The sequence below is a fragment of the Vibrio celticus genome, assembly GCF_024347335.1.
GTDB classification, from domain to species: domain Bacteria; phylum Pseudomonadota; class Gammaproteobacteria; order Enterobacterales; family Vibrionaceae; genus Vibrio; species Vibrio celticus.
Map to the genome: position 1 here is coordinate 588013 of NZ_AP025463.1, position 14777 is coordinate 602789.

General features: G+C 45.2%; 8 protein-coding genes. 3 read left to right on the forward strand and 5 right to left on the reverse strand.

Annotated features, from left to right (window positions below; all coding sequences use genetic code 11):
• Positions 1–690: 690 nt before the first annotated feature.
• The 4 genes from OCV19_RS02885 to hemL all read right to left on the reverse strand — a co-directional run bounded on the left by OCV19_RS02885 (position 691) and on the right by hemL (position 8154).
• The gene (locus OCV19_RS02885; protein ID WP_065676704.1) at positions 691–4080 is read right to left on the reverse strand and encodes a response regulator; all 3390 of its coding nucleotides are present in this window, start codon (positions 4078–4080) and stop codon (positions 691–693) included.
• 216 nt (positions 4081–4296) lie between these two features.
• Positions 4297–5319, reverse strand: coding sequence for a 16S rRNA (guanine(1207)-N(2))-methyltransferase RsmC (gene rsmC, locus OCV19_RS02890; protein WP_065676705.1), 1023 nt, complete (start codon positions 5317–5319; stop codon positions 4297–4299).
• A gap of 110 nt (positions 5320–5429) precedes the next feature.
• Complete coding sequence (locus OCV19_RS02895; protein WP_004734536.1) at positions 5430–6515, reverse strand: AI-2E family transporter; 1086 nt, start codon at positions 6513–6515, stop codon at positions 5430–5432.
• Between the two features lie 343 nt (positions 6516–6858).
• Entirely contained in the window at positions 6859–8154 is a 1296-nt protein-coding gene (gene hemL, locus OCV19_RS02900) for a glutamate-1-semialdehyde 2,1-aminomutase (protein ID WP_010436060.1), read from the reverse strand.
• A 296-nt stretch (positions 8155–8450) separates the two neighbouring features.
• Between hemL and erpA the strand changes: the two genes are divergently transcribed.
• From erpA to OCV19_RS02915, 3 genes are all read left to right on the forward strand, one after another.
• Entirely contained in the window at positions 8451–8792 is a 342-nt protein-coding gene (gene erpA / locus OCV19_RS02905) for an iron-sulfur cluster insertion protein ErpA (RefSeq protein ID WP_004734539.1), read from the forward strand.
• Positions 8793–9063: 271 nt separating this feature from the next.
• The gene (locus OCV19_RS02910) at positions 9064–10188 is read left to right on the forward strand and encodes an efflux RND transporter periplasmic adaptor subunit (protein ID WP_065676706.1); all 1125 of its coding nucleotides are present in this window, start codon (positions 9064–9066) and stop codon (positions 10186–10188) included.
• A 10-nt stretch (positions 10189–10198) separates the two neighbouring features.
• The gene (locus OCV19_RS02915; protein ID WP_065676707.1) at positions 10199–13288 is read left to right on the forward strand and encodes an efflux RND transporter permease subunit; all 3090 of its coding nucleotides are present in this window, start codon (positions 10199–10201) and stop codon (positions 13286–13288) included.
• 96 nt (positions 13289–13384) lie between these two features.
• On the opposite strand, the gene OCV19_RS02920 is transcribed toward OCV19_RS02915, so the two are convergent.
• Positions 13385–14674, reverse strand: coding sequence for a peptidoglycan DD-metalloendopeptidase family protein (locus tag OCV19_RS02920; RefSeq protein WP_065676708.1), 1290 nt, complete (start codon positions 14672–14674; stop codon positions 13385–13387).
• Between the last annotated feature and the right edge of the window lie 103 nt (positions 14675–14777).

Sequence of the window (14777 nt, forward strand, 5' to 3'; positions counted from 1 at the left end):
TACTATTTGCTTTCATTTCACTAATGGATTGAATGTTATCTGTCGCTAAATTGTTTAGTAGATACACACTCTGGTTAAAGGCCTACCTCTTCTTCGTTGCTCCAGATTCATCGTTGATTCTGAGAAGTGGTAAGAGTGGCCTGTAGGCCTTTGGCAGGAATAAGAAAACACCTTATCGATGAATTAATCAAACTCGTTTCCCGTCAAAAACGTTAAAAACACACAGCCCCACGTCATTAACGTCAAAATAGGTTGCTTTGGTGGTTTTTTGTTCGCAATTGTTAAGGTGATGTGACTCGCATTTGGTTTTGTGGTTCTTGCTAGTTGTAAGTGTTCACTAACTTTAAAGGCTTTTTATTATAATGCTTTACCCTACGTTGGTATAATTGTAGATCTCGGTCACTTGCCAGTTTTACGTTAAATTTCCCTAGAAAATTAAATCTGCCGTTCTGTTGTGACTCGCTTCTCAAACTGCAACAAAGAGTCAGATAACGGTCAGATATGATTGAGAATAGAACGAAAAGCACTGACGGTTACGAGCACGCACTGTGCGTAATTGGCGTGAATTCTGCCTTGTTTAAAGACGTGAAAAAAGTGCGTTGCAAGCGTTGGGATTCTACTTTTTGTGATTATTAGGTGTACAAAAAAGCCCACGCTAGGTGGGCTAATTTGGTGATGTTGGTTCAGGGTTTAACTGGTCAGTAGTTTCTGAAGTTTATCTCTTAGCATCTCAATATGGGTTCTTTCTGGCGTCTGTTCTTTACAGTGTTCCAGTATGAATTCGATTGAGCTCAGTACCGTTCGCCAGCGAGGGGTTTTCGGTAGGGTTTCTACGCGTAGGTATTTGTCCAGCGTTCGAGTTTGCAGCGTACTGCGGTCTAAGTAGACGCGCCACAAGCCACTCTTCTCGGCGAAAGCGAACTTGGTTTCACCAGTCACTGATTCCCAGTAGATGATGGCATTAGTCATCGCATCGACCAGTACCTCGCGCATTAACTCTTGCTTGTTTTTACCTTCACCGGTTGCCTTGTCAGCAAGACGAGTAAATTCTCCGCCAAGCTCTTTAAGCTGCTGTAACTTATCTTTGTCGCCTTCAAAGGCATAACTAGAAAGAGCCTCAACCGCCGTTTCAAGGTTATTGATTCGGTTGGAGTTAACGCCACCACCGACATTGAAGATGTACATGGTGTCGAGCCCTGAGCCTTCAGGTAGCTTAAGGATGTCACTCGGTATGCGCTGACGTGTATCGTCTATATAGATATCAATATCACCGCAGTAGTGGGCTTGTTCCACTTTAAGGTATTTAGGCGCAATGATCTCGTCGGCCATTGAGCGTTTAAGTTGTTCCTGTCCGCGTCTGAATAGCTTCGCGGCAGCTTCGTTAGCAAAGCGAATGCGTTGGTCATCACGAATACAGATGATGGCTTCAGGTGCCGATTCAAGTTGCTCCAATAAGCGGCCTTGAGTTTCTAGCAAGTTAGCTTCAACCATCGCTCTATGTTTGAGCTCGAGTTGCAGTTGGTCGTTTTCAAGGCGTCTTTGTTCAGCTTTACTTGCTGAAAGATGCGCTGTAATTCGAGCCGCCAGTTCTTGTTTGTTGAACGGTTTAGATAAATAGTCATTGGCACCCGCTTCGAAACCTCGAACACGGTCTTCTGCTTGGTTGAGTGCCGTTAGCATGATGATTGGCAACTGAGCATGATCGTATTGCTTACGCAGTGCTTCACAAACCTGATAGCCGCTCATTCCTGGCATCATGATGTCGAGTAGAAGCAGCTCTGGCTTCTCTTTCTCAATCAGTTCAATGGTTTCAGGGCCATCACATGCAGTACGTACTCGATAACCTTCTAATTTCAAGAAGCTGTCTAATACTCGCAGGTTAACCGGCTCATCATCGGCGATAACCAGTAACGGGCCATCTGGGTTCTCACTGATAACACTATTTTCTTGTTGGCTGTTATCAATTAAATCAGGCGCTTGGAAGTGCGAGTAGTGACCTGATTCGTTGTAGCTGTCCAGCTCATCTTGAGTCGCTAGAGGTAGGGTAAAGCTAAACGTAGTGCCAAGCATTGGTTGGCTACTTACGTACAGTGAACCACCCATTAGCTCAATCAACTGACGGCTGATCGATAGTCCAAGCCCTGCACCTTGGCGGTAGTTACTCGCATCTTGGCCTGCTTGAATCAATGGCTCAAAGATGTGCTCAAGGTACTCGGCCGGTATACCTTGGCCAGTATCGACAACTTGTACACGAATGTTGTCGTCGATAACGCTGGCAGAGATAACAATCTTACCTTCTGAGGTGTACTTGATGGCATTGCCGACCAAGTTATACATCACTTGCTCAAGTCGTTGAGGATCCGATGAAACCAGACCTAAATCACTTGGGACTTGGTTAATAATACGGATTGGCTTATTGCCCAATAGGTGATGAGACAACTCTAGGACCAAGCTGGTGGCTGCAGATAAATCAACGGCTGACTTCTTAATGTCTAAGCTGCCATAGCGCATCTTGTGATAATCAAGCAGGTCATCAACCAGCGTTGCCAATCTTTGGCCACTATTGATGATGATATCCAACTGATACTTCTGATTTGCCGGAATAGGACCGTTTGCTCCAGATATCAACGCTTCAGCGATACCCACCATGCCATGCAGTGGTGTTCTCAATTCGTGTGAAGTAGTCGCTAAGAACTCATCTTTAAGTTTGTTGGCCAGTTGCAACTCTTCGTTTTGCTTTTGAATGGTCTTAAGGTTGTCCTCAAGCTCATCATTTTGACTTTTGATGAGCTGCATTTTTTCACGAATCGAGCGCTGCATTCTTTCGAAGCTCACCGCGAGTCGGCCTATCTCATCTTTGCGCTCGGTATTGATCATGGTTTCATCGAGATCACCCGCCGATACTTTCTCGGCAGCCCACGTCAGTTTAAGTAGTGGGGATGTGATGAAGTTAGACAGGTAGTGCGATGCAACAACGACGAGAATGATCGCCGTTAGCATCACGATCACGAAGATCTTCTCTAGCTGATGAATTCGGGCAAACGCCTCTTTCTCTGGCAGTTCAACCACCAAAGCCCATGTTGCGTATTTCAGCTCAATTGGCGTATATGCCGCGATGATCGCTTGATCTAGGGTGTTGTCGAAGGTACCAACCGCCGTTTCACCAGCCAATGCTTTATCGACAACGTCTAGGCTCAAATTGATAGACTCTTGTGAATGAGCAAGGCTACGCGGCAGGTGATCATCACCCACAAGCAGCGTTTGAATATTCGAACTCTTGTTGAGATCCGCAATCAGCTTAGTAATGCCGTTGATTGGCAGCCTAAACATCGCGTAGCTGTGCAGGTAGCCTTGTTGAACAATAGGTGCGCCTAACCATGCGGTCTGTTTGCCATTCTCGTCTTTAAAGTCAGAAACGATAACCGGCGTGTAATCTTCGTTAGATTTACGTCGGTCGGTTACGTCTTTGGCTAGTCGTTGAAAGGTAATACCTAGGTTGGAATCCTTGTATTTTCCAGTCAGCAGATTGGTGCCGTAATCGTCATTTTTAAAGACGGAATAAGCAACGTTACCGTTGATATCAACTAAGAGAATATCGTCAAAATCAGAGCGTTTAAGCAGTTCTAGGTAAGCATTATGGTAGCGCTTGTGCAGTAAGCGATAACGTTCGCTGCCAATAAAGCTGCTGGACTCTGGAAGAATCGACGTTTTGATTTGATCGCCAGACCCCTGAATGTAGCGCTGCTGCGCATTACCGCGAGCCTCGTCAATATCTAACCCCAATCGTTGGAATGCATTGATCAAACCATAAAATCGCCCGCCACTGGCATTGGCCAATTCTGAGCGAACAAAGCCCATCACTTGGGATTCTTGAGCTTGTAGGTAATCGACAATTTGCTGTTGCTTAGTATCACGAACCGAAACAAGGTGTGAGGTGCTTTGTTCCTGAAGATCCTGACTGTGCGATTGGAGGAAAAATATCGCGATAAGTGTCACAGGGGTAATACTGAGGACAAGAAATGCCAGCATTAGGGTATTTTGAAGGCGCTTAAACTTCTGCTTACGATAGAATCTAAACATAAATTGGGTACTACTTTCCTTTGATGTACTGCTAAAAGGGGCGAAAACAAGTACAGAGAATAGAATTAACGGGTTCCAATTTAACGAAATTAACGAGTTTTTTTACTTTGACAAGTAAGTGGTATTTAAAGCGTGTGCAAAAGCTCATTTTTATAGAGTTTTGACAAAAATATGAACAGACAGCGCAGATAATGACCCTGCGCTGTGCTAGAGAGGTTATTTGTTTGCGTGATAGATCGCGAATTTAGTGGTCTTATTTAGAGTCGCGCATTTTCCAAATGCTTGTTCAATAATTGGAATGTATTTTAAGAAACTGTTCGCAACAATAATCATCTCACCAGAACGCTTCAAATGCTTAGGAGCCTGAGCAAGCAAGGTCTCAGTAGCGCTGTAGCTAGTGTCTAAACCTGAATGGAATGGTGGATTACTGATGATGAACTGGTAGTCTTGTGCAGTATCAGAATAGACATCGGATGCGAAAACTTTACCCGTTAAACCATTCGCTTCTAGCGTTGCTTGGCTTGATGCCACGGCAAACGCACTGATGTCGCACATTTCTAGCTCGATATCTGGGTTACGAGATGCCATTACCGCGCCTAATACGCCTGCACCACAGCCAAAATCCAGTACCTTGCCTTTTAGTTTTGGCAGGGTGTCCAATAGAAGTTGGCTACCAACATCGAATTGACCGTGACTGAAGACGCCAGGAAGGCTTTTTACCGTCAGAGGTTGTTCATCAATGTTAACCGTGTAGGTCTTAAACCAGTCGTGCAGGTTGAACGCTTGTGGTTGCTCGAAGCATTGACCCCAGTAGAAAGAGCAACGACGCGCTGAATCGTATTTAACAACTTTGCCGTAAGGAGCAAACATCTTCTCGATGCTTTTCACGCCTGAACGGTTTTCACCAACCACGACGATCTCGGTATCTTTGCCTAGCTTGGCAAATAGCATCGCCAACAAAAATTCCGCTTCCGCTTTGGCTTTTGGCCAGTACAGCATCACTAAGTCGGCTTTGGTCTCTTCGGTAAACTCAGCACCGTAAAAACGTTGGATGCTGCTATAACCTTCAAGCTGACGGTAGTAGCTGTAATTAGAGGTGAACACAGAGACAGATTCACAATGCTTCGCTAATTCAACAGGGAATAAGTCTTCAGCCTCACCGGCAACTAAAACATGTTTGCCTTCAAAGTAGGCAAGTTGGCGCTCAGCAATCTGGCTTGGGGCAATATAAGCTGACATAGGACACTCTATTGAATCGTTAGCAAAAAATGAGGACGGATTTTCGCATAATCCGCCCAAAGCTTGAAGTGTTTAATACTCGTTGGGCAAGTAAGTGATTGAAGAGCGGTTTAACTCTTGTCTTGCTGGTTTAAAAAGTCCTTAAACTCTTCATCGTAGATGTTAAATAGAACAATGGTAATCGCAAAAATCAGTGGGCCGTAGATAAGACCAATCAAGCCAAACAGTTGAATACCGCCCAATAGTGAGAAGAAGATCATTAGGGTATTCATGCCTGCGCTGCCTTGCATTAGCAGCGGACGCAGAAGGTTGTCAATTGAACCAACGATCGCCACACAGTAAACCGTTAGGAAAATTGCCCACGTGGTATCACCCGTTAGGAACAAGTAAGTTGCAGCTGGGATCCAGATTAATGCGGTTCCCACAACTGGGATGAAAGAGGCAAAGCCCATCATAGTGCCCCAGAATAGACCTGGGAAACCAGCAATCCACATACCTAAACCGCCAGCAAAACCTTGCGCGATGGCGGTTAAGAATGAGCCCATTACTGCTGATTTAGATACTTGCTCTATCTCTGTTAGAAGTTTGTCTTCTTGGCTACGAGACAGCGGCAGAATATGACGAACCACACTGATGATTTTGTCGTGATCTCTTAATAAGAAGAACAAAACGAACAGCATCAAGAAGAAATCCATCAAGAAATTGGTCGCATCACCTAAGATTTTCGCACTGATACCAACTAGCTTAGAACCAAAGCTTGTCGCAAACTCACCGACTTTTTGTGCGATGGCTTGGGGCTCAATGTTGTCGAAAGGCAGGTAGTTATTCACAAATGACAGCGCTTTGACCACTAACGGATGAGCAAACAGAGTCTGAATGCCACCGTGGGTCACCCATTGGTAAGTATTCTGAGAGAACAGAGAACCTTGCTGAACAATTGCTGCGAATACTGCCAATAAAGGGATAACAATAATGAAAGTCAGAATCACACAAGACAGCAGAGAGACGATGTTTTCTTTATTTGGTAGCTTTTTTTCAAGCCACTCATGGATTGGGAACATCAATAGTGAAATGATAAAGGCCATAACGATAGAGTTAACGTATGGCTCGATAAGCAGGTAACAAGCATAAGCCGCCGCGAGTAGGGCGATGATGATCACCCAGTGGCTGGTATTGATTTTGAGTTTTTCTGACACGGTAATGGTCTCTATATTTGCGTTCTGAGTTTATAATGGCTGCAAAACAGAGAGTTAGCAATGAGGAGTTTTGATAATGGGATGCTGTAATAAAGATAAGAAATGCCAAGACGAAGAGCAGCAAACAAAAAAAGAGATCCCTTGGTTCAGAATGTTCCTTGGCACTTTGATGTTGTTGGTTTTTCTTTTCTGGGAACGTTAGTCGCTTTTGGTTCGGTTATAGCCTTAATCGACGGCTAAATAAGCTGTCATATTTGTGGCAGGTTAACGCGATATATAAAAAAGGGCTGCATTTAATGCAGCCCTAAATTCAATCGGTTAGCGACTTATAAAGTGCTTTCGATTATTTGCTTTCAGCAGCAATGATCGCAAGAGAGCGGTCAGCAGCTTCTAGTGTTGCATCAAGTTCTTTTGAACCATGAGCAAGAGAAGTAAAGCTTGCTTCGAATGCTGAAGGTGCAAGGTAAACACCGTGATCTAACATTAGGTGGAAGAAGCGCTTGAAGCGTTCTACATCACACTTAGTTACATCTTCGTAGCACGTCACAGTTTCTTGATCAGTGAAGAAGAAACCAAACATACCACCAACTTGATGAACTAGCATCGGGATGCCGTGCTTGTCAGCAAGTTGCTTGAAGCCTTTTGCCAACTGCTTAGTTTTTGAAGCTAGACGCTTTTCGTTGCCTTCTTCTCGTAGAAGGTTCAAACATGCGTAGCCAGCAGCCATTGCAACAGGGTTACCTGAAAGCGTACCCGCTTGGTAAACAGGGCCAGTTGGTGCGATGTATTGCATCACGTCTTTACGACCACCGAAAGCGCCCACAGGCATGCCACCGCCGATCACTTTACCAAGACACGTTAGGTCTGGCTTGATGTTGTAGTAAGCCTGAGCACAACCTTCAGCAACGCGGAAACCTGTCATTACTTCATCAAAGATTAGCAATGCGCCTTCTTGATCACAGATCTCACGTAGACCTTCGTGGAAGCCTTCTACAGGAGGGATACAGTTCATGTTGCCCGCTACTGGCTCAACGATGATACAAGCGATCTCGCCTTTGTTTGCCGCGAAGATTTCACGTACAGAATCTAGGTTGTTGAATGTTGCCGTTAGTGTCAGCTTAGCAAAGTCAGCAGGAACACCTGGAGAGCTTGGTTGACCTAAAGTCAGTGCGCCAGAGCCAGCTTTTACCAGTAGGCTGTCTGCGTGGCCGTGGTAACAGCCTTCAAACTTAAGAATTTTGTCACGACCAGTGAAGCCACGAGCTAGACGAATCGCGCTCATTGTTGCTTCTGTACCTGAGCTCACCATACGTAGCTGTTCCATTGATGGAACCATCTCAGATACAAGTTCAGCCATTTTGATTTCAGTTTCGGTTGGAGCACCGAAGCTAAGGCCGCGTTGAGCTGCTGCAATCACAGCATCACGGATAACAGCATGGTTATGACCAAGGATCATTGGACCCCAAGAGCCAACGTAATCGATATACGCTTTACCATCAGCATCAAAAATAAGTGGGCCATCAGCGCGTTCAACGAAGATTGGAGAACCACCTACGCCATTGAATGCACGAACTGGAGAGTTTACGCCACCAGGAATAGTTTGCTGTGCTTTTTCGTACAGCTCTGCTGATTTGGTCATTGATATATCCTCTTTTGACTGTCGGACCAATTGGCACGCATTGTACCTATCCCTAATCCAAGTAGGAATGCTTTCGCCCAGATAATCACCCGAATCTGGTTGTTTTGTGTGGTTACACGTTTTAATTGCCAGATATTGACGAGTTTACAGCAGTAAAAGGAAGGATCCGGTGGTGAATACTTGAACGTTTCAGTCAGGTATTAGATAATCACCCGAATATAAGAAAATACTCAACAACACTGGTCTCGAATTAGATTTGTATCATGTTGTTTTTGACACAGGTAAGAGAGGTTGTCGTGAGCGAAGTAAATATCCCATTGTCTTTTTCTGATGCAGCAGCTACCCGCGTACAAACGCTAATCGCTGAAGAAGAAAACCCAGAACTAAAACTGCGTGTATACATTACAGGTGGTGGTTGTAGTGGTTTCCAATACGGCTTCACATTTGATGAAAAAGTAAATGATGGCGACACTACGATTGTAAACAGCGGTGTAACGCTAGTTGTTGATCCAATGAGCCTACAGTACTTAATGGGCGGCATGGTTGATTACACAGAAGGCCTAGAAGGCGCACGTTTCTTTGTGAACAACCCGAACGCGACAACAACATGTGGTTGTGGTGCATCATTTAGCGTATAGCATGAGTTGAAAATAGCTTGAGCTCAAAGCTGCATTAGAAACATTTCAAACGCCGAACTTATGTTCGGCGTTTTTGTTTTTACTTAGTAACTTATTACTTTTCAAGGCATTCCTCTCATTTTTAGTACACGGCATATTTTTTAAATTGTCGATAGCGTCCAACTTCGTTGAGGATTGGTCTGTTAAGGTTACCTTTGTGCATAAGGAAGTTGCACATCACGCTATTAAGCCAACTAGCGCGCATGAATTACATCGGACAAAAGGATTTGTTATGCCCACTCTATTTTTTCACTCACCACTTTTTCAGAAATTGAAGCAGCCGTGGCTGGTTTCTCTGACTCTAGTCGTGTTGTTGTCGATTTGGCTTGGTTTAGGCGTAGGGCAAGCTGAAGAGTCACCTGAAAAAAAGGCGACAGAAATTCCATTGGCTAAGGTTTCCTTTCAAACATTCACTTCATCACCGACCTTTAAAACGATAGATCTCTATGGAAGAACGGCGCCCGATCGGCATGCTCGTCTAGGTGCAGAAGTCGCGGGCAAGATTGTCAGATTGAATGTTGTTAAGGGGGATATGGTTAAAGCAGGACAAGCCATTGCCCAGATAGATAAGGGTGATTTAGAGATTCAACTAGAGCGAGCATCTGCGTTATATCGCTTGAAGCAGAAAGAGTTCAAAGCGGCGCAGTCACTGAAGAAAAGAGGGTTGCAAGGTGAAATCGCCTACACCACAGCTGAGGCTTCATTAACAGAAGCAAAAGCCATGATGCGCAATGCGGAATTGGCTTTAAAGAATACTGTCATTACTTCGCCTTTTTCGGGTGTGGTTCAAGACTTAATGGTTGAACTTGGTGACTTTGTTGGGGTTGGTGATCCGGTCGCGGGCGTGATTGACCTGGATCCTCTGGTCATCGAAGCCGATGTCAGTGAACGTCATATCCAGCATTTGTTAGTCAATCAATCCGCCTTGGTTCGCTTATTGGGAAGAGAAGAGGCTGAAGGCCGCTTACGTTATGTTTCTCGAATATCTTCTGCTTCTACCAATACTTTTCCAATCGAGATTGAAATCGATAACTCCAAAGGCCTATTACCTGCAGGTGTCAGTGCCGAAGTAAAACTCAACCTAGAAACAAGAGACGCAATCAAAATAACACCGGCGATGCTGGCATTGGATGAGGCGGGTAACCTCGGGGTCAAAACCTTGGTCTCTGCTAGTGACTCACCAACGGTGAAGTTTGTAGGCATTCAGCTAGTAAAGGCCGAACAAGATGGAGTGTGGCTCACTGGGCTAGGTCAACGCGTCGACATCATCACCGTAGGTCAAGGCTTTGTGCGTGATGGTGATTCTGTGATTGCTGTTGAGCAAGGTGCTGAACTCTCAAATCTAACCGCAGAGTAGGAGATTGCCGATGTATTCAATAATTGATGCAGCCTTGTCTCGTGCTCGAACAATGCTTTCCCTTTTGGCGCTTATCTTGGTCGCTGGTGTCGTCACTTATATCACTATCCCCAAAGAATCGAGCCCAGACATTACGATCCCGATTATCTATGTCTCTGTTGGGCACCAAGGTATTTCGCCAACCGATGCAGAACGTTTATTGGTTAGGCCGATAGAGCAAGAGCTGAGGTCGATTGAGGGCGTAAAAGAGATGACAGCAACTGCAGCTGAAGGCCACGCCTCTGTTGTGTTGGAGTTTAATGTTGGTGTCGATCTCACCAAAGCAATGGCCGATGTGCGTGACGCGGTTGATCTGGCTAAACCAAAACTGCCAGAAGACAGTGATGAGCCAACCGTAAATGAGGTGACGCTGGCTTCAGAGCAACCTGTTTTGTCTGTTGTACTATTCGGTACCGTTCCTGAGCGCACCATAGTGCAAATTGCCCGAGAACTTGGAGACAAATTAGAAAGCTATCGCCAAATCCTTGAAGTCGATATTGCAGGCGATCGCGATGACATCGTCGAGATCATTGTTGATCCGTTATTGATGGAGAGCTACAGCTTAGATCAAGCAGATATCTACAATCTGATCGCTCTGAACAATCGAGTAGTTGCCGCTGGTTTTGTTGACACTGGCTACGGACGTTTCTCAGTCAAAGTTCCTTCGGTGTTTAACTCTTTAAAAGACGTACTTGAGTTGCCTATCAAAGTGGATGGTAAACAGGTAGTCACTTTTGGTGATGTCGCCACGGTTCGTCGAGCGTTTCGAGATCCTGAAAGTTTTGCTCGTTTAGATGGCAAATCTGCGGTGGTGTTGGATATCAAGAAGCGTGCAGGTGAGAATATCATCGAAACCGTTGAGCTAGTCAAAGCAGTAATGGCAGGCGCTCAGCAGCAAGCGGAATGGCCAAACAATCTCTTGGTCAAATACACCTGGGATGAATCTAAAGATGTGAAGATCATGCTTAATGATCTGCAAAACAATATCTTATCCGCCATTATTCTGGTGGTTATCGTTATCATCGCGATTCTTGGTGTGCGTACCGCTTTGTTAGTGGGTATTTCAATCCCTGGCTCATTCCTAACCGGGTTATTGGTTCTTTCTGTGTTTGGCTTAACCGTCAACATCGTAGTGCTGTTCTCGTTGATTATGGCGGTGGGTATGTTGGTTGATGGCGCCATTGTGGTGACCGAGTTTTCAGACAGGCGAATGCAAGAGGGTGAAGGGCGCAAAGCCGCTTACCGAGATGCAGCGAAACGGATGGCTTGGCCGATAACCGCATCGACGGCAACAACCTTAGCCGCATTTGCTCCGTTGCTGTTTTGGCCGGATGTGACGGGCGAATTCATGAAGTTCCTGCCATTAACATTGATCGCTACGTTAACTGCCTCATTGATTATGGCGCTGTTGTTTGTCCCTGTATTAGGCGGTTTGATTGGCAAACCTCAATACGTATCTTCTCAGAGCCAAGCTCGAATGGTCGCACTGCACAACGGTGATTTCTCACAGGCTACTGGTTTAACCAAGGCTTACTACCACACGCTTTCGATTGCGATTAAACACCCATTTAAGATCCTCTTCAGTGCGATATTACTCGCGGTTGCGGTTGGCTTTACTTACTCCAAAGCCGGTCTTGGAGCAGAGTTCTTTCCTGAGGTTGATCCGCCATTCTTTAACGTCAAAGTTCGTTCTCATGGTGATCTGTCTATCCAAGAAAAGGATGACATTATGCGCGATATTGAACTGATGATGCTCAATCATGATGAGTTCGATACCGTTTACACGCGAACGGGTGGTGACGACCAGATTGGTTTGATCTCAATTACGCCTGTTGACTGGCAATACCGTCGCAGTGTTAAGGCGATCATTGATGAGTTAAAAGTGCAAACTGATCAATACGCAGGTGTTGAGATTGAATATAAGTTTCCTGATGCTGGGCCTCCGGTTGAGAATGACTTAGTGATTGAGCTGTCGGCAAGAACGCCAGAGCAACTTAATCAGGCTGCAAAAATTGTGAGAGGTTGGGCGGATGGTAATCAAGCGCTAACTAATATCAGTGATACCGCGAGTAAAGATGGCATCGACTGGAAGGTGGATATTCGCCGCGACGATGCTGCGCGCTTTGCTGCTGATGCGACCTTGGTGGGTAATACCGTTCAATTCGTGACTAATGGTCTCAAGATTGGTGATTACCTCCCAGATGATTCTTCAGAAGAGGTCGATATATTGGTGCGTTACCCGAATGATAAAAGGGATATTGGACGCTTCGACCAGCTGAGAGTCAAAACACCTGCAGGCTTGGTGCCGATCACCAACTTTGCTCAGATTGTTCCCGACCATAAGCAAGATACGATTAAACGTCTCGATGGTAAGCGTGTGGTGAACATCATGGCGGATATGGAAGAAGGCTATAACCTTGCGCTGGAACTACCAAAGATCGAACAAGCATTAAGTGAGCTAGGGCTGCCGAGTAGCGTGGAATTTCGTATCCGTGGCCAAAACGAAGAACAAGAGAACTCGTCAGCCTTTTTACAAAGCGCGTTCTTGGTGGCACTAGCGGTGATGGCTTTAATTCTGATTACTCAGTTCAATAGTTTCTATCAGGCGTTCTTGATTCTAAGTGCAGTGTTGTTCTCAACGGTTGGTGTGTTCGTTGGTTTACTTATCTTCCAGCGCCCGTTTGGCATCGTGATGTCCGGTATTGGGGTGATTGCGCTGGCTGGTATAGTGGTGAATAACAACATCGTGCTGATCGATACTTATAACCAATTGATTAAAAGAGGCTTGGATAAGCGAGATGCGATTCTGAGAACCGGTGTTCAGCGTTTAAGGCCTGTAATGCTTACCACGGTCACCACCATTTTAGGTTTGATGCCGATGGTGCTAGAAATGAATATCGACTTGATTAATCAAAAGATAGAATTTGGTGCGCCGAGCACGCAATGGTGGTCGCAACTCGCTACGGCAATTGCGGGAGGCTTAGCATTCGCGACAGTATTGACCTTGGTACTGACTCCTTGTTTATTAATGTTAGGGCGAGATAAGAAGCCGGAAAAATAGTAGATATAGTGGTTCGATGAACATAAAAAAGAGCGCCTTGGTGGGCGCTCTTTTCGTTGGTTTATATGGCTATTAATCTAATTGGTCGCTAGTAGCCTAATTAGTCGCTAGCAACTGACCGTATCGCTCAAGGTTATTTAGTCGAATCTCTGAGTTCGCAATAAATGTTGCTTTTGCTTTACCCGTTAACGACTTTGATTGAGGCAACTTCACGGTACGCGCATTTTTATGCACGCCATTGACCAAGAATTCATAGTGTAAATGCGGGCCAGTTACACGACCTGTTCCACCCAAAGTACCAATGGTTTGGCCTTGTTTTACGCGCTGGCCAGTTTTCACCATACGTCGCTTCATGTGTAGGTACTTGGTGATATAAGTGTTGCTGTGGCGAATGAACACGTAGTTACCGTTGAATTGGTTGTACCCAGACTTCTGCACGATACCGTCACCGGCTGCCCAGATAGGTGTGCCAACAGGAGCTGCGTAGTCAGTGCCGCGGTGAGCTCGAACCTTACCTGTTACTGGGTGTCTTCTGGTAGGATTAAAGTTCGATGTTACGCGACGAAAATCAATTGGTGAGCGCAAGAACGCTTTCTTCATCGCACGACCATTTTCGTCGTAGTAGTTACCAGTTTTATCGTCCAATACCGCGGTAAATGAATCACCTTGGTTTTTGAACACTGCCGCCATGATCTTGCCGCGACCAATCACTTCGCCTTCAACCACTTTCTCTTGATACAAGATTTTGAAGCTGTCGTTCTTACGAATATCTAGCGCAAAATCGATATCCCAACCAAAGATACCTGCCAGTTCCATAATTTGGTTTGCGGTTAAACCTGCACTTACGCCAGCATTCCAGAAGTTAGAGGTGATGCTGGCTTCGGCATAATTGTATTGGTAGGCCACTTCTTTTTTGTCGAAACTTGATGAGAAAGAATCGCCAGACTTAGTGATCTTGAAGCTTTCAAACGCACTAAGTTGTCTTTTTAACTGAATAAGGTCGTTGTTTTCATCGAAGCCGAACTGCAATACATCGCCAGGTCTTAGATTAGACAGCTGCTTCTTAATATCATCATTGGTATTGAGTAGCGTGATCAGCAGGCGGTATGAGAGGCCAATACGTTCAAATAAAACAGAGGTGCTTTCGCCAGAGCGAACGGTGTATTTCTCCCAATTGAGCACTGCCGTCGGCGGTGCGTCACTCGAGCTAATAAGCGCAGAGGCATTGATAGTCAGTGGGTAATGTTTTCCCACAACTAAAGCGCCCGAATCGTCACGCAAACTGTTGACGTCGGGGAGTAAGAAAATCGCGACGAAAATTATGGCACTAAAAAATGCGATAAAAGCCCGGTGCAAAATAGGAAGGCGTGCAAAAATAGACAACATGTTCCGGTTCGTTCTGTAAATATTATGAAAATCGACGACGGAATAGTGTAACTGGTTTCAAAATACATCGCTATTCAAGTAAGATGTCTAATTAATGTATTTT